We start from the raw sequence: 21,341 nt of genomic DNA, 5'->3' as shown, positions 1-21,341 counted from the left end.
CATCGGTATGGCCGATGTCCGTGGTATTGGCCGGCATGCTGGCGACCGCAGGCTGCGATCAACTGCCCCACAAGCCCGTCGTGCCTGACGAAGAAATGCAGGTGCCGGCCTTACCGGCTCGCCTGGCGAACGGCTCGATCTATCAGAGCAGCCGCGGATCGCAGCCCCTGTTCGAGGATCGGCGTCCACGGATGGTCGGCGACACGCTGACCATCGAACTGGAAGAACAGGTCAGCGCCAGCAAGACCTCTTCCTCCAATGCCAACCGTGCCGGCTCCATGGGGTTGAGCCTGGCGACCACCTCCAGTCGTGCGTCCCAGGTCGCCGACTTTGGGCTGGATGCCTCGACGACCCACGACTTCAGTGGTGGCGGCGGCTCTCAGGCCAAAAACTCTTTCACTGGCACGATTTCCGTGACGGTCATGCAGGTGATGCCCAATGGCAACCTGCGGGTGCGCGGTGACAAGCAGATTGCAATCAACCAGGGCACCGAATTCATCCGTTTCTCCGGCGTGGTTAATCCTCGAACCATCACCGGCGAAAACACGGTGTCATCGATCCAGGTCTCACAGGCCCGGATCGAGTACGTCGGTGATGGCTACATCAACGAAGCGCAGCGCATGGGCTGGCTCCATCGCATCCTCCTTAACGTGTCTCCTTTCTGAGTACGGGAACCATGGCTGACTCGGTATTCATTCAACCTCTTTTGCGCGCAGCCAAATCCGCCGTTCAAGCGTTCTGTACCCTGTTGTGCGCCGGCACGTTGTTGCTCGGTGGCGCGGCACAGGGCGAGCAGATACGCGACATTGCCGATTTTGCCGGAATACGCCCCAACAACCTGGTGGGCTATGGCCTGGTGGTCGGCCTGGATGGCAGCGGCGACCAGACCACCCAGAGTCCCTTCACCGAACAAGGCCTGACCAACATGCTGTCGCAGTTGGGGGTCACCCTGCCTGCGAACGCCAACATGCAGATGCGCAATATCGCGGCAGTCATCGTCACTACCAACCTGCCGGCACTCTCGCGCCCGGGGCAGCAGATTGACGTGGTCGTGTCGTCGATCGGTAACGCGCGCAGCCTGCGCGGCGGCACCTTGTTGATGACGCCGATGAAAGGCGCCGATGGAGAGGTTTATGCCGTGGCTCAAGGCAACCTGCTGGTCGGCGGAGCCGGTGCTTCGGCGAACGGCAGCAGCGTGCAGGTCAACCAGCTGGCCGGTGGGCGTATCAGTCGCGGCGCCATCGTCGAACGCGCTGTTCCGCTGCACCTGAGCAGCGACAACGGCTTGCTCAGCCTCTACATGCATGAGCCTGACTCCGCCACGGCCCAGCGTGTCGTCTACGCCATCAATTCCGAAATGCGCCGTACGGTGGCGTCGGCCATGGATGGCGGGATGATCCAGATTCAGGGGCCGCTGTCACCCAACGAGCGGGTCAACTTCATGGCCCGCATCGAGGGCATCGAGGTCTTGCCGATCCAGAGCCGTCCCAAGGTGATTCTTGATTCGCGCACTGGCTCTATCGTGCTCAACAGCTCGGTGAAGCTGTATCGCGCCGCAGTCGCTCACGGCAATCTCTCGGTCATCATCGACACCACCAACACCGTCAGCCAACCCGGCGCACTCAGTGGCGGCCAGACGGCCGTGACCTCCCAAAGCAACATTTCCATCGAATCCCAGGGTGGTTCGCTGCACTTGCTTGAAGGCACGGCGAATTTGATGGACGTGGTCAAGGGATTGAACGCTCTGGGGGCTACGCCGCAAGACCTGATGGTCATTCTGCAGGCCCTCAAGGCCGCCGGTTCCCTGCGTGCAGAGCTGGAGATCATCTGATGAACAGGGCTGGCAGCACTGATGGCTTTGCCCTTGATGTCCAGGGTCTGGAGCAACTCAAGCGGCGCTCGCACCAGGACGCCGGGGCGGGGCTGAAAGAGGCCAGCAAACAGTTTGAAGCTCTGTTCCTGCAGATGATGCTCAAAAGCATGCGGGGCGCGATTCCGAAATCGGAAATGTCCAGCGACTCGCAGACCGAGATGTACACCGAGATGCTCGATCAGCAGTGGGCGCAGAGCCTGTCGGGAAAAGGCCTCGGCCTGGCCGAGCAACTGACCCGACAGCTCAGCGGCTACTCCGCCAAACACGGCGATGCCAACACCGGCATTGATGCGGCAGCGGCCTTGTTCCTTGATCTGCCGCCCTCACGCCCGGCCGGCACTGCATCACCCTTTGCAAACACGGCTTACCAGACTCAGGCATTTGAAGCCTGGAAACGCCGCGAGGTCAGCGGTGCGCAAAACGAACGACCCGAGCATGTGCTGGCGTTCGTTTCACGCTTGAACGAACCGGCGCAAAAAGCCGCGCTCAGCAGTGGCGTGCCAGCCGAGCTGATCCTTGCCCAGGCGGCACTGGAAACCGATTGGGGACGACGCCAGATCACCACCCCGAATGGTGCCGACAGCCACAACCTGTTCGGGATCAAGGCCGGCAGCCAATGGCAAGGCGCGACGACGCAGGTCATGACCACTGAATACGCTGAAGGTGAGGCGCAAAAACAGGTGGAGCGCTTCCGCGTTTACCCGACCGATGAGGCGGCCTTCAACGATTACGCCCGATTGATTCGCACCCGCCCCGGTTATGCCGCCGTGCGCAACGCCACCGATGCGCCACAGGCGGCCATCGCGCTGCAACAGAGGGGTTACGCCACCGATCCGCGATACGCGCAAAAACTGATTTCAGTCATGGCCACCATCGGCCCGCTACGACCTGTCCCGCCCATTGCGCAGCTGGAAAATTGACGGACAACCCAATGCCGAGGGCCCCGAACGCGCCGGTCATGGATCTGTCAGCAAAAGGTTGTTGAAAAGAATCGGGGTCACAGGTCAAGTTGCACTTTCGCGGAGCCGATAGTGCGCACTATGTAGCGTAGGAGCTTCTCGATGAGCATTATTTCCATTGGTGTCAGCGGCCTGTCCGCCGCACAGATCGCCCTCAGTACCAGCAGTAACAACACCACCAACGCCTATACGGATGGCTATACCCTGCAGGTTGCCACCTTCTCCGAATCCACTTCGGGCAGCGGTGTGCAGATCTCCAGTGTCGACCGTCAGTACAACCAGTTCGTCACCACCCAGCTCAACAGTTCGATCAGCGCCGAAAGCGCGCTGTCGACCTACCAGACCGAAGTCGATCAGATCGACAGCCTGTTGGCCGATGGCGATGCCAGCCTCGATACCCTGCTGCAAAGCTTCTTTTCAGCCATCCAGACGCTGACCTCCGACGCCAGCGACACCGCCGCGCGGGAAGAAGTCGTTGGCGCGGCTGAAACCCTGGCGTCGCAGTTCACCCAGTTGGGCAGCTACCTGGACGAAATGGCGGACGATGTGAACAGCCAGATCGACGATCAGGTCACGCAGGTCAACGACCTCACCGAGCAAATTGCCGATCTCAACAAAAAAATCAGCCTGTCCGACGCACTGGGCACAACCTCCAACGACCTGCTCGATCAACGGGATCTGCTGGTCAGTCAGCTCAGCGAATTGGTGGATGTCGATGTCACCACGCAGGACAACGGCAGTTACAGCGTGTCCCTGAGCAACGGCCTTGCGCTGGTGTCCGGCAATGACAGTTTCGAACTGCAAACCAGCGTCTCGGCCAGCGATCCAACCCAAACGGTGGTCGCCTACGTGGACGCCGCCGGCAACACCACCGTGCTTGACGATTCAACGTTCGAAGGCGGCTCCCTGGGCGGGCTGATGGACTTTCGCGACACCACGCTGACCGAAACGCAAAACCAGCTGGGGATCCTGGCGGTCACGTTGACACAAGCCTTCAACACCCTGCAGGCATCCGGTATTGACCTGAATGGCGACACGGGCACCGACTTTTTCTCGGTCGACGACCCCAGCATTTACGGCAATACCAACAACACCGGCGACGCGACATTGACCGCGACCTTCACCGACGATGTGAGCGCGCTGAGTGCCAGCGACTACACCGTCAGTTACTCCGCCACCGACGGCTACACCGTGACCCGCAACGACACCGGCGCCAGTGTGGACTCAACCTACGACAGCGACAGCGACACCCTGACGTTCGCTGGGATGAGCGTGGCCATCAGTGGCACCGCCGATGACGGCGACAGCTTTCTGGTGTTGCCGACGCGCAACGCCGCCAGCAGTTTCAGTACCCTGACCAGTGACGGGAGCCTGATCGCCGCGGGCACCTCGACCGGCAGCAGCGATAACACCAACGCCCTGGCGATGCTCGACCTGCAAACCGACAGCCTCGTGGGCGGCACTTCGACCCTCAGCCAGACGTACTCGGCACTGGTCAGTGACGTGGGCAGCACCGCCAGTAAAGTCGCCGGCCAACTGGAAACCCAATCGAGCCTGACCGAGCAACTGACCACGCTGCAGCAATCGGAATCGGGGGTCAATCTGGATGAAGAGGCGGCCAACCTGATTGTCTATCAACAGTATTACCAGGCCTGCGCGAAGGTCGTCGAAGTGGGCACCACCCTGCTCGACACCATTCTCGACATCAGCTGATAAACGTCTGAAAGGAGCGTCACGCCATGCGCCTCAGCAGTGCGACGATTTACAACCAAAGCTTGAACTCTATGCTCGCTCAGGAAAGCGCCTATCAGGACGCGGCCCAGGAAGTCGCCAGTGGCACCCGAGTGGTCAATCCTTCCGACGACTCGCTGGCCGCCGCCCAGGCCGTTAACGTCCGGCAGGCAATCTCGGCCAACGAGCAATACGCCGACTCGCGCAGCACGATCTCGACCTCGCTGTCCCAGGAAGAAAGCACGCTCGACAGCATCAACGATGCTATCAGCAGCGCCATGGCCCTGCTCGTTCAGGCCAACAACGGCACCTTGAGCGACGCCGACCGCGAGTCGATCGCCACCTCGTTGCAGGGCGTCTACGACACCCTGACGACATTGGCCAACGCCACCGACAGTAACGGCAACTACCTGTTTGCCGGCTATCAGAGCCAGAGTCCGGCGTTTGCCGAAAATGCCGATGGCGAGCTGGTCTATCAGGGCGACGACAACGTTGTCACGCAGCAGGTCAGCTCCACCCAGACCATGGCCAGCGGCGATACCGGCGCAACGATCTTCCTGTCGGTCAGCAGCTCCGCAGGTTTCATTGCCGAAGCCGGCGACAACACCGGCAGCGTGACCTACGACGGCCCTGACATCACTGACACACAGGATGCGAATTACGGAACAGGCTTTACCGTGACCTTCAGCACCGCCACCGACGGCACAGCCCAATACAGCATTGATGGCGCCGATCCGGTCGCCTATTCCTCGGGCGACACCCTTGAAGTCAACGGCCTGTCCCTGACCCTCAGCGGTACCCCGGCCGACGGCGACACCATCACGGTCAGTGCCGCCGCCGATGCCGACCCAGACCTGTTCGCAACGTTGAAAAACCTGATCTCGGTGTTGCAGACACCGGTGGATACCGAGGCCGATCAAGCCAACCTGAGTAACACCCTGTCCACGGCCAGCCGCGAATTGAGTAATGCCCAGGACACGGTGCTCACCGTGCAGACGTCGGTTGGTTCACGGCTGAATCAGCTGGAAGTGCTCGACACCATTGGCGATGACCTGGCGCTCAGCTACACCGAACGCCTGTCCGGCCTGGTCGATGCCGACTACACCGAGTCAGTCACTGAATACACCGCACTGCAAGTGGCGCTACAGGCCGCCCAGCAAACCTTCGTCAGCATTCAGAAGATGTCGTTGTTCGAGTACATCTGAAGCCGCGTTCCAGGTGCCGCCCGGGAAAAACCTGGTGGCGCCTGAACCGTTTTAGGGTCGTGCCATGTTATCGATCAGGTACTGCATGAATTGCAGTGTGTTGGTCATCAATCTTTCGAGAAACTGCCCCAGATCGCCCATCACCACCATCAGCAACACCAACCCCACGCACAACGTCGCCGGGAACCCCACGGAGAACACCGTCAACTGCGGCGAGACGCGGTTCAGGATGCCCATGGCCAGGTTGATGATCAGCAGCGTGCCGACCATTGGCAGTGCCAATAGAAGGCCAGTGAGGAAGATCGTGCTGCCATAGCGGGCAATCAGGTTCCAGGCATTGGGGTCGAAATGCAGGTTGCCGATCGGCAAGGTTTTGAAGGTGGTCGCCAGCAGCTCAAGCACCATCAGGTGACCGTTCAGCGCGAGAAACATCAGGATCGTGATCATGCTCAGAAAGCGCGACAGCACCATGCTGTTAGTGCTGGTATCGGCGGAAAAAAAGGTGGCGAACGCCAGGCCCATTTGCATGCCGCAAATGTCGCCGGTCATCTCGACCACCGCCAGCGTGATACGCATGACCATGCCCAGGGACATCCCGATCAACACCTGTTCCACAATCACCCCAAGCCCCGCCCACGAGAACAGGGTGACATTCGGCAAGGGCGGCAGATTGGGTGCGAGCAGGAAGGCAAGGAGCATCGCCAAGCCCACCTTCACCTGACTCGAAACGTTTTTATGACCGAGAATCGGGTCGCTCATCAGATACGCCAGCACTCGGCAAAACGGCCAGAAGAAGCTAGTCACCCAGAGTTGCAACTGTGCCGAACTGACTTCGATCACGGGCGTCAGCCGATCAGCATGGGCAAGCTGCTGAACAACGCACGCGTGTAGTCCACCAGCATCTCCATGATCAGCGGCCCCGCCAGCACCAGCACCACGCACACCCCGACAATTTTGGGGATGAACGACAGGGTCGATTCGTTGATCTGCGTCGCGGCCTGAAACAGGCTCACCAACAACCCGATAAACAGCGTCACGAGCAGCACGGGCGCGGCCACGATCATGCTCATGCGCATGCCTTTGTAAGCCAGGTCCATGACCATTTCCGGCGTCATTGTCTACGTCCTCGAAACCACATCATCAGGTGTAAAAACTTTGCGCCAGCGAACCGAGCAGCAGCTGCCAGCCATCGACCAGCACAAACAGCATCAGCTTGAACGGCAGCGAGATCGTGGACGGCGGCACCATCATCATGCCCAGCGCCATCAACACGCTCGCCACCACCAGGTCGATGATCAAAAACGGAATGAAGATGGTGAAGCCGGCCTGAAACGCGGTCTTCAACTCGCTGGTGACGAAGGCCGGAAGCAACACCCGCATCGGCACATCTTCAGGCCCCTGCAAGTCCTCGATCTGCGCCAGACGCGCAAACAGGGCGAGGTCGCCCTGCCGCGTCTGGGTCAGCATGAACGTGCGAAATGGTTGACTCGCCTGGTCGAGAAACTGCTCGACCGTGATCTCGTCTTTGGAGAACGGTAACCAGGCTTTTTCGTAAGCCTGATCGAGGGTCGGGGACATGACGAAAAACGTCAGGAACAGCGACAGTCCCAACAACACTTGATTCGGTGGCGCCGACGTCGTGCCAATGGCCGTGCGCAGCAAGCCCAGGACAATAATGATGCGGGTAAACCCGGTCATCATCAGCAACACCGCCGGCAGGAATGCCATGGCACTGAGCAGCAACAGGGTTTGCAGGCTCAGCGACCATTGCTGGCCTCCCGCCTGCCCGGTGAAGGCGGCCAGCCCTTGCATCGCCGGTTCTGCCTGAGCATCGGCCATCGACGCGAGCAGCAACACGGCCGACAGCGTCGCCCGTTTCAACCCGTGGCGAACACACACCAGGACGCTCATGACGGGCTCCCCGATCCTTTGTCCGCGCGCTGAATATTGCGCTTCAGAGCACTGGCCAAGCGCTCGGTAAAACTGTCGCCGGTAACGGCAGTGGCGATGGTGGGTTCGGTTGGCGGAGCGTCCATCTGCGCCAGCGCACTGACCTGTTGTGCGGTCACGCCAAGCACCAGCCACTGGCCTTGCACTTCGATGATCACCACTTTCTCGCGCTGGCCCAGGCTTGTGCTGCTGACGACACGCATCACTTTCCCGGGGGACAGCGGACGCGCACCGACACGCCGCACAACCCAGCCACAGAGCAAAACACAGACAACCACCAACGCCAGCGCCAACGCCGTCTTGCCGAGCAACGCCAGGTTCATCAGGCTGTCCGAAGGGACGCCGAGGGCCACGGGCGGCGGAGTCTGACTGACGAGGCTCATCGGTTGATCTTTTGAACGCGTTCGGAAGGCGTAATGATTTCCGTGATTCGGATACCGTACTTGTCATCCACGACCACCACCTCGCCTTGGGCTATCAGGTAGCTGTTGATCAAGATGTCCATCGGCTCCCCCGCCAGGCCATCGAGCGCCAGCACCGAACCCTGGGCCAGTTCCAGCAACTGCTTGATCGTAATTCGCGTGCGGCCCAGCTCTACACTCAGCTTGACCGGAATATCCATGATCATTTCCAGCTCGCGTGCGGCGGCCGTGGGCTGCGGCGCCGTCAACGGCTTGAACAGGCTGGTGCCGACGCTCGGTGCCTGGCTGTCGGGCGTCGACTCGGCTTCGCCCTGTTCGGCCAGGGCCATGGCCCAGGGATCATCGGCATCAGTCCCGGCGCCCTGCTCGGCCAGCGCGTCAGCCCAGTCATCGGCCTCTTGCGGCTCGGTAGTGTTTGAATCAGTCATGGTCGGATTCCTTGGCAGTGGACACGTGGCCCTTCACGAATCGGCTGGTAGAAGAGGAGGAAAGGCTCAGGGAGTGATCGACCAGTTCCTTGACGAGCAACGCACGCATCCCGTTCTGGCTGCCATATTCGCAACTCATGACAGGCACGCCGTCGACACGCGCACAGACGATGTCGGGCAGTTCGATGGGTAAAACATCACCAACTTTCAGCGCCATGACCTGCCCTACCCGGGCATCCATTTCGACAAAGTCAGCGATCAGCTCAATCTGGGAATGGGTAATCTCGCCGGCCATGCGCTTGTTCCAATGCCGCTCCTCTTCAAGATTGGTATCGGTCAGCGGGCCGTTGAGCAGCTGACGCATCGGCTCGATCATCAGGTAGGGAATCACGATATTGAAGTCGCTGGACAGGTTGCCGACCTCCAGATGGAAGGTCGCATTCACCACGATTTCATTGGGCGAACTGGTGATATTGGCGAACTTGGCCTGCATCTCCGAACGCAAATATTCGATTTCCAGCGGGTAAACGGACTTCCAGGCATCTTTGTAAGCGTCCACCGACAACCCCAACAAACGCTGGATGATGCGCTGCTCGGTATGCGTAAATTCCCTCCCTTCGGACTTGGTCACAAAGCGGCCGTCACCGCCAAACAAATTGTCCACCACCATGAACACCACGCTCGGCGGAAACACCACCAACGCGGTGCCTCGCAGCGGCTTCATCGCCAACAGGTTGATGTTGGTGGGCATCGGCATGTGCAGGGAAAAGTCGCTGTAACTTTGATAGCGCACGCTTTTGACGGTGATGTCGATGCTGCGCCTGATCAAGTTGAACAAGCTCATGCGGAAGTAGCGCGCGAAACGCTCGTTGATGATATCCAGCGCGTGCAAGCGCTCGTGGATCACCCGGTGCTGTGTCGCCGGGTCGTACGGACGGACCAGGGCATCCTTGAGCATCCCGACATCGTCATCCGGAGCATCGCCGTCGTCGCCCCCACGGAGCAACATGTCGATCTCGTCCTGGGAGAGCAAATCGTCAATGGCCATGGGTTACTGCACGATAAAGTCGGTGTAAAGAACGTTCAGCACCGAGAGTTCAGGCTGCTGTGCCGCCAGGGACTGTTTGAGTGTTCCGAGAATTTTCGCCGCCAGGATTTCCTTGCCCTGAGGGTTGACCAGCTGTGTGCTGTCTTGCCCGCTCAGCAGTGTCAGAAGCTGACTGCGAATCTGCGGCATGTACTGCTGCAAGAGCTTCTGCGTCGCATCGTTTCCGACTTCCAGCGCAAACCCCACATACAGCAGGCTTTGCTCATCGCGTTCGTTTTGAAGATTGACCGTCATCGGCGCAATCGTGACCAGCCGTGGGGCCTGGGGTTTGTTCTCGACGGTTTCAACGTTCACCGCCGCGTCTGCATGCGCTGTGTTTTTGCTCATGTAGAGGTACATGCCGCCGGAACTGGCCGCCGCGGCGACCAGCGCCATCAACAGAATCAGGAGCCAGGGAAATTTGCGGGTGGTGGTCATTGGCTGGAACCATGCAATGAAGGAGAACGGTTAGGCAGGGCTCCAGTATGACCAGCACCCTGATCTTCCCATGGGGCGATAAGACCAGGGTAACGGCGGTATCTCGCTGTTTTGATTTGCTATTCAGACGTACAGGTCGACACCCGAACTGCGCACAACGATGCTCTGCACCGACGCCTGATCAACGTCCGGCACGGCATCGGCGCTGCTCATCGGGGCGTCTGCGCGGTTGCCTGGCGAATCGCGCCGCGCCTGATCGCCAGAGGCCTGGCGCGCAGACTCATCGCTGACCGAGGCCTGCCCAAGGGAAATACCCTGGGACGCGAGGGCCTCGCGCAACTGCGGCAATGCCTGTTCCACCGCGGCACGCACCGACGCATGCGCCGACTGGAACTGCGCCTGGGTGTTGCCGTCATTGAGATTGAGGCTGATCGACAGCGGGCCGAGCTCGACGGGGTTCAGTTGCAAGTCGACCTGCTGCTCGCCGCGCGTGATCATGTCGATGACCTGCTGGCCAAGGCCGTCCTGCCATTGGGCCGTGCCAACAGCGGTCGCGAGCACCAGACCATTGCTGGCGACTTTATCGTTGCCGCTCAGGCCGACCGTGTTCAAGGTGAGCGGCGCCAGGCTAAAGCCGCTCTGGGTATCGCTACTGACGAAGCCATCGGCCTGGCTGTCGACAGGTGTGTTGTCGGTTTGCGCGCGCAGGTTTTGCAGCGCATCGGTAACTGGCCCGGTCAGCGCCTGCGCCGCGTCCTGTCTGTCGAGCGGATCAGAAGTGTCCTGATCGGCATCAACGCCTGTGTCTGCCGACGTCAGGTTCGGGGCCGGCAGGTTGTTGTTGGCGCTGATCAACGTATCGGGGGTCGCGGGCACAACACCCTGATTGGGGATCGCGACGGGTAAAGGAACCGCCGGCGCAACGACCAGCGAATAAATATCGAGTTGGCCAGCGCTCTCGATCAGCGCCATGCGCTGACGAATGTCCTCCAACGAGCTGTCGACAGCACTCGAACCGTCCGAGGCCTTCAGATCGGCATCGGTCACGAGATCGTCTGCCGTGGCGTAGAGGTCCAGGCCAAGGTCATCGTCCGTGAGCGAGGCATCCGGCTCGGCGGAGGTGGCAGCCAGTGGCGAGTTCAGGGATGGTATGACTGATGTCGAAACGGCTGGAGCCGGCAGTTCGACCGGTTCGGGGACGACACTTGCCATTTCGGAGGACGGCAACGTCGGCGCGAGGTCGGCGTCATCAACCGGGTCACGGGTTGCGGTCTGCGCCGTACTGCCGACAATCGACGGTGCAGAGGTTGGCGTCGGTGGCTCGGCGCTCGGTTCTACCGCCTCCGCTTGAGCCTTGGCGCTCCCCATCGCAGCGGTCGGGCTAGCCGAGTCCTTGCTCGCTGGCGCCTCGCTCACCTGACTCAGCACAGACGAAAACGACTCGCTCGTCGTGCCTGGCTTCTGGCTGGAAGCGCTGGCCTGAGTCGATGCAGCGGACGATGGGGCAAACGAAGCGATGATATCCATGGCGTCCCTTAGTGGCGGCTATCGATGGAGGACGAAAAATGGCCGGGCCGCCGACGTAACTGGCTGGCCATTTCATCGGTTTGGCGCTGCTCGACACGCCCGGCCTGCAGCCGCTCCTGTTGGGCCCGACGACTCAACAACGCTTCTATGGCATTGACCTTGTGCCATTGCTCCAGCCAGGTCTGTTGGTGCAGGGCCACCTGTTTGCGGTGGCGCTCCAGGCTTTTTTGCGCGCGATCGACGGCTTCTTCCAGTGAATGGAGAAAGCCACGATAGTTCGTGAGCGCAGAAGGGCTCATGCCGTCCTTGAGCAACTCCTGCTGCAGGTTCTGGCGGTACTCCTGTTGATACTGGTCCAGCGTGCACAGCTGATTGACTACCTGCTGTTCGGCGCGACGGCTCTGCGCTAAAGCGCGTGCCGCGACGTCCCGCGCTTTGCCGGTCAGCTCGATCAGCAGGTCAAGCGATTGATTAGCCATCGGTGATTACTCGCCAGGGACAAGAAAAAAGTTATTTGCCAGGGAACAAGAGGTTGAGCCCGGACAGGGTCTCTTCCACGCTGGCGCGATCATTGATGCGTTGTTGCAGAAACCGCTCGATGTGCGGGTACAAACCGACGGCGCGGTCGAGCTGGGCATCGTGTCCCGGCGCGTAGGCACCGACACTGATCAGGTCGCGATTGCGCTGGTAACGGGACAAGGTCTGCTTGAGCTGTTGCGCCTTGCGCTGCTGCGATTCACTGACGATGGCGGTCATCGCCCGGCTGATCGAGGCTTCGATATCAATGGCCGGGTAATGCCCGCTTTCGGCCAGATGACGCGACAGGACAATGTGCCCATCCAGGATCGCCCGCGCCGCATCGGCGATCGGATCCTGCTGATCGTCGCCCTCGCTGAGCACCGTATAAAACGCCGTGATCGACCCGCCGCCGGGCGGACCATTGCCGGTACGCTCGACGAGCTTGGGCAGCTTGGCAAACACGGATGGCGGATAGCCCTTGGTCGCTGGCGGCTCACCCACGGCCAACGCGATTTCGCGCTGAGCCATGGCGTAGCGGGTCAACGAATCCATGATCAGCAGAACGTCCTTGCCCTGATCGCGAAAATCCTCGGCCAGGCGCGTCGCGTACGCCGCGCCCTGCAAACGTTGCAGCGGCGACGTATCGGCCGGCGCCGCAACGACCACAGAACGGCGCAAGCCTTCTTCACCCAGGATGTTGTCGATGAAATCCTGCACTTCCCTACCCCGCTCGCCGATCAATCCGACCACGATGACGTCGGCCCGGGTGTAGCGGGCCATCATGCCGAGCAGCACCGATTTGCCGACGCCGGAACCGGCAAACAGCCCCAGGCGCTGGCCACGACCGACACACAGCAAAGCATTGATGGCGCGGATGCCGACATCGATCTGACGATCGATCGGGGCACGCTTGAGGGGGTTGAGCGGCTGCGTGTGCAAACTGGCGTGATGGGCACCCAACAACGGTCCCCTGCCGTCCAGCGGCTGCCCGCTGCTGTCCAGCACCCGGCCGAGCAGCGACAGGCCCAGCGGAAAATAACGACCGCCGGCCGCGCCCGTCAGGCCGTCGTCCGAGGCAAAGACCCGCGCACCCGGTTGCAGGCCCTGGATTTCTTCCAGTGGCATCAGGTACAGGATTTCTCCCGCAAAACCGACCACCTCGGCCTCGGCATAAGCGGGGGTCGGGCGTGCGTGACTGTGCGTCGCCAGCTCGATGCGGCAGGCACCGCCCAACGGCAGGCGCAGGCCCACCGCCTCCAGCACCATGCCGGTGGCGCGGGTGATGCGCCCGCTGCGCAGGTAGTCCGCCACCCTCAGCGGCTCACCCTGAAACGTGTCCAGCACGCCGCTCCAGCGCTCGACATGCAGGTTGCCCGGGATCATGGCTGCTCGCCGAGGATCGCCACGGCATCCTCCAGCACCCGCGCGGTGCTGCGATTCAGCATCCCCAGGCGTGACTGGCGCGTGGCGTCCAACTCGCCGCTGGCGCTGACCACTCGACAGCCGCCAGACAACATCGTCGGATCGGCATGCAAGGCCCAACCCGCCGCATCAATCTGCTCGCCAAGGCTGCTTTGAACCAACTGCAAGTCATCGGGGTTCAGCCACAGGCGCGGCTTGCCGGTCAGCTCGGGGTCGCTGTTGAGCATTTTCTGCACAATGGTGATCACCTGCTCCGGTTGGGCGGTCAGGGCTTCTCCTGCCAATTGCTGCGCGGCGTCAAGCGCGATCCGGGTCAGTTGGCGGGCAATATGCCCATCCATTTGCTTGAGCGCCTGATCGAAGTTCCGGCACAGCTCCAGTAGCGGTTGCAATGTCTGTACAACCTGCTGCTGCAACTCCACGGCGGCGGCCTGGCGACCTTCGCTCAGGCCTTGGGCATACCCCTGTTCCACCCCTTGCGCATGGCCGACCTGCTGCGCCTCGCTGAGGGTCTTTTCGCGCAGCACCTGCATTTCCAGCCGGTGCTGAAAGGCTTGCTTGCGCAGCCGTTCCCGATGGCTCAGGTCCGGATCATGGGCAGGCAATTCATTGCTGCCCAACGGGTCCATTTGCCAGGGTTGCCAACGGTCGCTGTCCGGTGCGCGAGAGGACTCAGACATAAGCGTCATTACCGCGTGCTGTCACGATTTCACCGCTGTCGGACAAGCGTCGAACCACCTGCAGAATGGCCTTCTGTTCAGACTCGATCTGCGACATGCGGATCGGTCCGCGCGCCTCCATGTCCTCACGGAACAATTGCGCGGCGCGTTGCGACATGTTGTTGAGGAAGCGCTCGAGCAAGGCCGGCGGTGCGCCTTTGAGGGCAATCGCCAGCGAGTTGTGTTCGACCTGCTGAAGCAGCGTCTGAATGCCGCGATCGTCCACCTCGATGAGGTTTTCGAACAGGAACATCTCGTCGAGGATCTTCTGCGCCAGGTCTTCGTTGTGCTGGCGCACGGTTTCGATGGCCAACTCTTCGTGCGTGGAACTCATCAGGTTGAGGATTTCCGCCGCCGTTCTGACGCCGCCCATTTTGCTGCGTTTGAGGCTTTGGCCATCGAGCATGACGCCCAGCACTTCCGTCAGTTCCTGCAACGCCACCGGCTGCACGCCACTGAAGGTCGCGATCCGCAGAATGATGTCGTTGCGCAGACGGTCAGGCAGCAACTGGAGAATGTCGGAAGCCTGATGGCGCTCCAGATGCACGAGGATGGTCGCGATGATCTGTGGATGCTCGTCACGAATCATCTCGGCCACCATCGACGCTTCCATCAGGTTCAGCTTGTCGATGCCGGAACCGGTGTTGGTGCTCTCCAGAATATCGTCGATCAGACTGGCCGCGCGTTCGCTGCCCAGGGCCTTGGTCAAGACCGCGCGAATATGATCACTGGTCTGGATATTGATGGCCGCATATTGATCGGTCTCGTCCATGAACTCTTCAAGGACCTGGCGCATTTCCTCATGGGACACCTGGCTCAGACGCGCCATCTCCATGCTGATGGCTTCGACATCCGTGCTCGGCAGGAATTTGAACACTTCGGCCGCGCTGTCGGCATCGAGCGACAGCAGCAGGATGGCGCTACGGCGAGACCCGCTCATTTTGTTAGTCATTTTTCTTCATCCATCCGCGCACGATCATGGCGACCAGTCTCGGGTCTTCGGCAGCGATCTGCTGCAAGCTCTGCATGTTCTGCTCATACACGGCCGACTTGCGTGGCAGGGCGTGCGGCGCAGGGTCCTGGCCGGCGACCATGACAGCGGTGCCCATGGCCGTCGGGACCAGTGCCGTCCCCGGCTCAGACACGCTCGCCAGCGCCGACCGGTTCATGTCGCCATTGCGCCGTTGCATCGGTCTGAGCACCAGCCACCACAGCGTCAGCGCGGCAAAGCCGACCAACAGATAGCGCATGGCGCTCATCAGCAGGTTGTACGCCTCGGGGGTTTTCCACCACGCCGGCTCGACCACGGCGACGTCTGTTTCAACAAACGGGCTGTTGATCACTTGCAGCGCATCGCCCCGACTTTCCGTGAAGCCCATGGCCTGGCGAACCAGGTTGTTGATGTTCTCCAGTTCGTCCTTGCTCAGGGGCTCAGGGGTCGGCGTGCCGTCCTTGAGCACCGTGCGATAGTTGACCACCACCGCCGTCGTCAGGCGCTGGATGTTGCCCAGGCTCGATTTGACGTGCTCGACATTGCGGTCGACTTCGTAGTTGATCATCCGCTCGCTCTGCAGCGACTTTTCGTTCTTGCCGCCCTTGGTGTCGGCTGCGTTGGCCGCGTTGGCGGCTGTCGTGTTCGTGGCGTTGGCAGCGGGCGTTGGTGCGGTGGCGCGCGTCGGCGCGGGGGTGTTGGGTGGCGAGTTGGTCAGCGCCCCGGGAACGCCTCGACCGGCGTCGTCGCCCTCCAGCACATGCTCGGACGTCTGCTTGCTGCGCACCGCCGCCTCATTGGGGTCCTGATTGGGGGCGTAACGTTCGGCGGTACTTTCGCGGCTGGAAAAATCGATCTGCGCGACCACCTGCGCATGAACGTTCTGATTGCCCAGCAGCGGCGTCAGGATGTCTTCGATGCGCCGCTGGTAGGAGCGCTCGACCTCACGCACATAACTGAGCTGCGAGCCATCCAGGCCCGGGTTGTCACCGCGGGTCTGCGACAACAGGCGACCGTTCTGATCCACCACGGTGACGGCATCGACGTTCAGCTCCGGCACGCTGGAGGTCACCAGATGCACAATCGCGTTGGCCTGACTCTGCCCCAGCTCTCGACCGGGTTGCAGGGTCAACACGACAGACGCGCGCGCCGCTTCGCGGTCGCGAACAAACACCGACTGCTTGGCCATGACCAGATGAACACGCGCCTTGGCCACCGGTCCCAAGGACTCGATGGTGCGAGACAACTCGCCTTCAAGGCCGCGCTGATAATTCAAATGCTCGGCAAACTGACTGACACCGAAGGCCTGCTTGTCCAGCAACTCGAAACCAATGCTGCCCCCCTTGGGTAACCCTTGCTCGGCGAGTTGCAGGCGTAACGCGTTCATCTTGTCGCTGGGCACCATGATGGTGTTGCCACCCTCGCCCAGCCGATAAGGAATGGCGCGCTTGTCCAGCTCACCGATGATTTGCCCGCCGTCCGCTTCACTGAGACCGGAAAACAGCACGCGATACTCCGGTTCGCGCGCCCACAGCAGCAGTGCCACGACGATCGCAATGACCACCGCGCCCGCCAACAGCAAGGGCAACAGGGGCTGACTGCGAAACAGCGTCGACAACGCCTCCAACGGCCTGGCCGGAGCACGGGTCGGAAGGTTTTTTTGCGCGCCTTTGGCCAGGACTGCGGTACTCACGAACACCTCGATAGCGAGGATAGGGCCTGTACGAAAGACATTGCAGAGTCCGGTAGCAGTAGTAGTCGATCAGCCTCCTGTTTCAGGCGGCACCCAGGGGTACCGCAGCGAATCGGGACGGCCGGCAGGACTTCATTCTGGCGAAAAGGGCGGAAGCTAAAGGCCGGAAAAGCCGTCGGTTTTGTGGTCAATTGAGCGAATGTGCAGGCCGGCAGGCTTGGTAATCTGCTGGCCTAATCGCAACATACGGGTCTCGCGCCATGAATTCGTCCGCCCTTACCAACGCCTTGCAGCAACTGACGCTCCTCGCCGAGCAGGCCGAAGGCGCGAACACACATAGCTTCAGCAGCGGGCCCGCCAGTGGTTTCGCCGGTGAACTGCAGGCTTCGCTGCAGCGCATCAACCAACTGCAACAAACCGCCAGCAGCCAATCCAACGCCTTCCAGACGGGCAGTGCAGCGGTGTCGCTCAGTGACGTGATGGCGGACTCGCAGAAAGCCAGCGTGGCCTTTCAGATGGGTGTGCAAGTGCGCAATCGCCTGCTCACCGCCTACAAAGACGTGATGGCCATGCAGGTCTGAAGCCGCGGTGCCTGGCGGGTTTCGTGGCACGGCGCTCGGCAGCCTTGTTGATGAGATCGTTGAAAACGGCGAGCAAGCCCTAAAGTCGGGTTTGCCGGTTGCCGATGTTGCGTTCAAACGCACCCCTTTGAGTGTGAACACAGCACCTTGCTCAACGAGCAAGGCCAGGCACAAACCAGGACAGGCACGCACATGGCAACGACCACCTCCACCAGTTCGACCGCAACCATCACCTCCCTGGGCGTCGGCTCCGGGCTGGATCTGGACAGCATTCTGGAAAGCCTGGAAGACTCGAAAGAGACCAGCCTGCTGGACCCGATCACCGCACAAGAGGACTCGGTGGAGGCCGAAATATCGGCCTACGGTACCTTGACGAGTGCCCTGACCACCCTGCAATCAGCGGTTGAAGCCCTGGCCGATGAGAGCCTTTACGAGTCATTGACTACGACCCTGTCCGGCAGCGGTGTGACGGCGGCAACCACCAGCGAAGCCGAGGCCGGCACCTATACGCTGGAAGTGACACAACTGGCCCAGGCACAAAGCCTCACCACCGATGGCATCGCGGACAAGACCACCGCTCTGGGCACCGGCACACTGACCCTGCAAGTGGGTACGGAAGATGCGGTATCGATCACCCTCGACAGCAGTAACAACACACTGGAAGGTATCCGCGACGCAATCAACGCGGCCGATGCCGGCGTGACTGCCTCGATCGTCAATGACGGCAGCGACACCCCGTACCGCCTGGTGCTGACATCCGACAGCACCGGAACCGAATCAGCAATGACCGTGACCTACACCGGCACGGACAGCACCGACGAAGCGTCGAGCCTGCTTGGCTACGACGGCACCACCGGCAACATGACCGAGACGGCCGAAGCCCTGGACGCTGAACTCACGATCAACGGCATCGCCATCAGCAGCCAAAGCAATACCGTCGAAGATGCCTTGCAGGGGGTCACCCTGAACCTGTCCGCCGTCGGCAGCTCGCAAACCCTGACGATTGCCCAGGACACCGACGCGATACTCGATGCCATTACCGCTTTCGTCGATGCCTACAACGATTACATCACGACCGTGGATGAGTTGACCTCCTATGACGCGGATGCGGATACGGCAGGTGAACTGCTGGGAGACTCGACCACCCGGCGAATCAGCAGTGAATTGAGTAGCGATCTCTACAGCGCTATCGGGAGCGGGACTTACAGCTACCTGTCGCAGCTGGGTATTTCCCTGGAAGTCGATGGCACCTTGCTGATTGATGAAGACGCCCTTACGACTGCGCTCGAAGACGACATTGATGCTGTCTCGGAGTTCTTTATCGGCACCGATGACACCACAGGCTTTATTACCCAGATGTCGACCGATCTGGACAACTATCTGGACGAAGATGACGGCCTGATCGTCGCCAAAACCGACAGCCTGGAATCCAAACTGGAGGAACTTGAGGAGCGTTATGAAGAGAAACAGGCGCTCATCGACTCCGAAATGGCTCGCTGGACAGAAGAGTTCACCCAACTCGATACCTTGATATCGTCATTGAACTCAACTGCTGATTATCTGACGACCCAGTTTGATGCACTTAACAGCGATGATTGACGACCCTACTGCGGAGCAAATTAGATGAGTTCCATTCGAGACGCGAATGCTTACGCCAAGGTGGGCGTAGAAAGCGGCATTTTGGCGGCCTCTCCCCACCAACGGATCGTGATGCTGTTCGACAGCTACCAGACGTCGATTCGTGTCGCACGCCTGCATCTGCAGGCCGGCAACATCGCCGAAAAAGGCAAGGCCATTACCAAGGCAATCAATATTGTCAGTAAGGGGTTGCGCGCCTCGCTGGATCTCGAAAAAGGAGGCGACATTGCCGTGCAACTTGATCAGCTCTACGACTACGTTGTTCGTGTGTTGCTTCGGGCAAATCTCAACAATGACGAAACAGCGCTCACCACTGCCGCCGAGTTGCTGGAGAGTGTCGCCGCAGCCTGGCTAGCCATTGGTTCGCACATCGAGGAAGAGCGGTAGACATGATGCAAGCACAATTGATCGCCGCTTATGAACACCTGCTCGAACAATCACAACGCATACTCGAATGTGCAGAAAAATCCGACTGGGATGGCATCTTCGCCTTAAAATCCCAAGGGCTGATCGATGCGGCCTACTTGCGTCGTGCCGAAGATCAAGTCGACCTTGACGATGCCGGCCAGCAACACAAGTTTGAACTCATCAGCCAAATCCTGATGCTGGAAGAACAGGTCAATTCGTTCTTGCATGCCCGCCAGAATGACTTGGGTGAGCTCATGCAGATCAATCGTCGAAAGAGCGATCTGAACACGGCTTACCGGGTATCAACCAACAGCGTGATACCAATCAGCCGCTATTTGTATCGAAAAAAATAACAGGCACGTACAAGCCGCATCAAGTCACGACACATTGATGTGAAATTATCTTTTAGGTGCGAAAGAACCCTGACAAAAGATAACAAATAGTCTGCCTCAGTCGGTTATCGTACGTTTCAATTGATACTTTAGAAAAAATTAAAAACCGGTATTCACGACCTGCGAGCGGATGGTCGAGCGTGTGAATAACCGAATAAAAAAGATGCGACAGGGTGCTTGCCTGCAAAGCAACAGCACCCTGTTTTACGTACTTGTCGATTTGCGGCACCTGTCTGCCAGAGGTCACGCCGCCAAGGCGCGCCGAACTGTAGTACCCATCGGGAGGGTAGAAGTTGCCAAATACCAACACTGAGCTTGAAGACATCCAGGACCTGAATCTTTCCTATTTATTACTGGCCCAAAACCTGTTGCGTAAAGATCGGGAGATCGCCATTTTCCGCCTGAAACTCAGCGAAAAAATGGCGGACCTGCTAACCAAACTGAGCAGCAAGCAAATGACCCAGCTAGCCCGGGTCAATCAATTGATTTGTCGCCCCGTTTTCGAAGAGACAGACCGTTTGTCCAAGGTCCTGGGCAACTCTCGCGAACTGGGCATGGTGGAAATTCATTCTGCACTGCTGATGGCCGCCGCCGATCGCTCAGGCGATATGCGAATCGGGGAAGGCTGATCCATGTCAGAAAAAAGCCTGGTTACCGAAATGCAGCAGGTGCAACTGGCAATCGAACTGATTGAACTGGGTGCGCGACTGCAGGTGCTGGAAACCGAGACCTCGCTCAGCCGGGGTCGACTGATCCGCCTGTATAAAGAAGTTCGAGGAGCCTCCCCCCCCAAGGGCATGCTGCCCTTCTCCACCGACTGGTTCGTGACATGGTTACCGAACATCCACTCGTCCCTGTTCTACGGCATGTATCGCAGCATGATCGAAATCGGCGGATACCGGATCGATGCCTTCGTCAAAGCCTATCGCCTGTATCTGGAGCAGGTGGGTGATCAAGAAGGGGAACTGGTACTCGGCCTTACCCGGGCCTGGACCCTCGTGCGTTTTTTTGAAAGCGACATGCTTGAGCTGATCCGTTGCTCGTGCTGCTCTGGCGAGTTCGTCGCCCATTCTCATGCGCCAACGCAACACTACGTCTGCGGCATTTGCCAACCGCCTTCGCGCGCCGGCAAAACCCTGAAACGTCGAGACCTCGACGCCCAGCTACTCGACAGTCTGCCGCCCGTACGCAAGGCGTAAAACGATCACAGCGTTGCGCACCAACGCCCTCACCTCACGCCAAAAGAGCGGGTAAATCCGACGGATCGGGCTTACCCCTTTTCACCTCGCCCCCTCCCCATCGCTCGCCCCGAAAGAAATAATTTCAAGTTTTCGATACCTCTGCCGATATCCAGCGGG

General features: G+C 60.1%; 24 protein-coding genes. 11 read left to right on the top strand and 13 right to left on the bottom strand.

Annotated elements, in window-relative coordinates; genetic code table 11:
* Positions 1-14 precede the first annotated feature (14 nt).
* From ACYZUD_RS27340 to flgL, 5 genes are all read left to right on the top strand, one after another.
* The gene (locus tag ACYZUD_RS27340; RefSeq protein ID WP_462020995.1) at positions 15-665 is read left to right on the top strand and encodes a flagellar basal body L-ring protein FlgH; all 651 of its coding nucleotides are present in this window, start codon (positions 15-17) and stop codon (positions 663-665) included.
* A gap of 11 nt (positions 666-676) precedes the next feature.
* Entirely contained in the window at positions 677-1,831 is a 1,155-nt protein-coding gene (locus ACYZUD_RS27335; protein WP_462020994.1) for a flagellar basal body P-ring protein FlgI, read from the top strand.
* Positions 1,831-2,793: a flagellar assembly peptidoglycan hydrolase FlgJ gene (gene flgJ / locus ACYZUD_RS27330; RefSeq protein ID WP_462020993.1), complete on the top strand. Its 963-nt coding sequence runs from the start codon at positions 1,831-1,833 to the stop codon at positions 2,791-2,793. Before ACYZUD_RS27335 ends, flgJ begins: the two co-directional genes overlap by 1 nt.
* Positions 2,794-2,934: 141 nt before the next feature.
* The gene (flgK, locus tag ACYZUD_RS27325; protein WP_462020992.1) at positions 2,935-4,545 is read left to right on the top strand and encodes a flagellar hook-associated protein FlgK; all 1,611 of its coding nucleotides are present in this window, start codon (positions 2,935-2,937) and stop codon (positions 4,543-4,545) included.
* Positions 4,546-4,571: 26 nt separating this feature from the next.
* The gene (gene flgL, locus ACYZUD_RS27320; RefSeq protein ID WP_462020991.1) at positions 4,572-5,768 is read left to right on the top strand and encodes a flagellar hook-associated protein FlgL; all 1,197 of its coding nucleotides are present in this window, start codon (positions 4,572-4,574) and stop codon (positions 5,766-5,768) included.
* Positions 5,769-5,819: 51 nt separating this feature from the next.
* Here flgL and fliR read toward each other — a convergent pair whose 3' ends face one another.
* The 13 genes from fliR to fliF all read right to left on the bottom strand — a co-directional run bounded on the left by fliR (position 5,820) and on the right by fliF (position 16,964).
* On the bottom strand, positions 5,820-6,608 hold the full coding sequence (gene fliR / locus ACYZUD_RS27315; RefSeq protein WP_462020990.1) for a flagellar biosynthetic protein FliR: 789 nt from the start codon (positions 6,606-6,608) through the stop codon (positions 5,820-5,822).
* 5 nt (positions 6,609-6,613) lie between these two features.
* The gene (fliQ, locus tag ACYZUD_RS27310; protein WP_462020989.1) at positions 6,614-6,883 is read right to left on the bottom strand and encodes a flagellar biosynthesis protein FliQ; all 270 of its coding nucleotides are present in this window, start codon (positions 6,881-6,883) and stop codon (positions 6,614-6,616) included.
* A gap of 25 nt (positions 6,884-6,908) precedes the next feature.
* Positions 6,909-7,607 carry a flagellar type III secretion system pore protein FliP gene (fliP, locus tag ACYZUD_RS27305; protein WP_462025123.1) on the bottom strand — a complete coding sequence of 233 codons (699 nt, stop codon included), beginning with the start codon at positions 7,605-7,607 and terminating at the stop codon, positions 6,909-6,911.
* Positions 7,608-7,675: 68 nt separating this feature from the next.
* Positions 7,676-8,101, bottom strand: a complete 426-nt coding sequence (fliO, locus tag ACYZUD_RS27300; RefSeq protein WP_462020988.1) for a flagellar biosynthetic protein FliO — start codon at positions 8,099-8,101, stop codon at positions 7,676-7,678.
* Positions 8,098-8,568 (bottom strand): flagellar motor switch protein FliN, encoded by a 471-nt coding sequence (fliN, locus tag ACYZUD_RS27295; RefSeq protein ID WP_462020987.1) that lies wholly within the window; start codon positions 8,566-8,568, stop codon positions 8,098-8,100. Before fliN ends, fliO begins: the two co-directional genes overlap by 4 nt.
* Positions 8,561-9,616, bottom strand: coding sequence for a flagellar motor switch protein FliM (gene fliM / locus ACYZUD_RS27290; protein ID WP_462020986.1), 1,056 nt, complete (start codon positions 9,614-9,616; stop codon positions 8,561-8,563). Before fliM ends, fliN begins: the two co-directional genes overlap by 8 nt.
* 3 nt (positions 9,617-9,619) lie before the next feature.
* The gene (gene fliL, locus ACYZUD_RS27285) at positions 9,620-10,093 is read right to left on the bottom strand and encodes a flagellar basal body-associated protein FliL (RefSeq protein ID WP_462020985.1); all 474 of its coding nucleotides are present in this window, start codon (positions 10,091-10,093) and stop codon (positions 9,620-9,622) included.
* A gap of 123 nt (positions 10,094-10,216) precedes the next feature.
* On the bottom strand, positions 10,217-11,620 hold the full coding sequence (locus ACYZUD_RS27280; protein ID WP_462020984.1) for a flagellar hook-length control protein FliK: 1,404 nt from the start codon (positions 11,618-11,620) through the stop codon (positions 10,217-10,219).
* An 8-nt stretch (positions 11,621-11,628) separates the two neighbouring features.
* Positions 11,629-12,099 carry a flagellar export protein FliJ gene (fliJ, locus tag ACYZUD_RS27275; protein WP_462020983.1) on the bottom strand — a complete coding sequence of 157 codons (471 nt, stop codon included), beginning with the start codon at positions 12,097-12,099 and terminating at the stop codon, positions 11,629-11,631.
* Between the two features lie 31 nt (positions 12,100-12,130).
* On the bottom strand, positions 12,131-13,522 hold the full coding sequence (fliI, locus tag ACYZUD_RS27270) for a flagellar protein export ATPase FliI (protein WP_462020982.1): 1,392 nt from the start codon (positions 13,520-13,522) through the stop codon (positions 12,131-12,133).
* Positions 13,519-14,241: a flagellar assembly protein FliH gene (locus ACYZUD_RS27265; RefSeq protein ID WP_462020981.1), complete on the bottom strand. Its 723-nt coding sequence runs from the start codon at positions 14,239-14,241 to the stop codon at positions 13,519-13,521. The genes fliI and ACYZUD_RS27265 overlap by 4 nt, the downstream gene beginning before the upstream one ends.
* Positions 14,234-15,232 carry a flagellar motor switch protein FliG gene (fliG, locus tag ACYZUD_RS27260; RefSeq protein ID WP_462020980.1) on the bottom strand — a complete coding sequence of 333 codons (999 nt, stop codon included), beginning with the start codon at positions 15,230-15,232 and terminating at the stop codon, positions 14,234-14,236. Before fliG ends, ACYZUD_RS27265 begins: the two co-directional genes overlap by 8 nt.
* Complete coding sequence (gene fliF, locus ACYZUD_RS27255; protein ID WP_462020979.1) at positions 15,225-16,964, bottom strand: flagellar basal-body MS-ring/collar protein FliF; 1,740 nt, start codon at positions 16,962-16,964, stop codon at positions 15,225-15,227. Before fliF ends, fliG begins: the two co-directional genes overlap by 8 nt.
* Positions 16,965-17,224: 260 nt before the next feature.
* Between fliF and fliE the strand changes: the two genes are divergently transcribed.
* From fliE to flhC, 6 genes are all read left to right on the top strand, one after another.
* Positions 17,225-17,545 (top strand): flagellar hook-basal body complex protein FliE, encoded by a 321-nt coding sequence (gene fliE, locus ACYZUD_RS27250; RefSeq protein ID WP_462020978.1) that lies wholly within the window; start codon positions 17,225-17,227, stop codon positions 17,543-17,545.
* 192 nt (positions 17,546-17,737) lie between these two features.
* Positions 17,738-19,144: a flagellar filament capping protein FliD gene (gene fliD / locus ACYZUD_RS27245; RefSeq protein ID WP_462020977.1), complete on the top strand. Its 1,407-nt coding sequence runs from the start codon at positions 17,738-17,740 to the stop codon at positions 19,142-19,144.
* A 24-nt stretch (positions 19,145-19,168) separates the two neighbouring features.
* The gene (fliS, locus tag ACYZUD_RS27240; protein WP_462020976.1) at positions 19,169-19,570 is read left to right on the top strand and encodes a flagellar export chaperone FliS; all 402 of its coding nucleotides are present in this window, start codon (positions 19,169-19,171) and stop codon (positions 19,568-19,570) included.
* 2 nt (positions 19,571-19,572) lie between these two features.
* Positions 19,573-19,944: a flagellar protein FliT gene (locus tag ACYZUD_RS27235; protein WP_462020975.1), complete on the top strand. Its 372-nt coding sequence runs from the start codon at positions 19,573-19,575 to the stop codon at positions 19,942-19,944.
* A 332-nt stretch (positions 19,945-20,276) separates the two neighbouring features.
* On the top strand, positions 20,277-20,612 hold the full coding sequence (gene flhD / locus ACYZUD_RS27230; protein ID WP_462020974.1) for a flagellar transcriptional regulator FlhD: 336 nt from the start codon (positions 20,277-20,279) through the stop codon (positions 20,610-20,612).
* A gap of 3 nt (positions 20,613-20,615) precedes the next feature.
* Complete coding sequence (gene flhC / locus ACYZUD_RS27225) at positions 20,616-21,182, top strand: flagellar transcriptional regulator FlhC (protein WP_462020973.1); 567 nt, start codon at positions 20,616-20,618, stop codon at positions 21,180-21,182.
* Positions 21,183-21,341: the final 159 nt, after the last annotated feature.

This window comes from Pseudomonas sp. XS1P51, from assembly GCF_054897845.1.
This window is presented reverse-complemented; position numbering and strand designations above follow the sequence as displayed.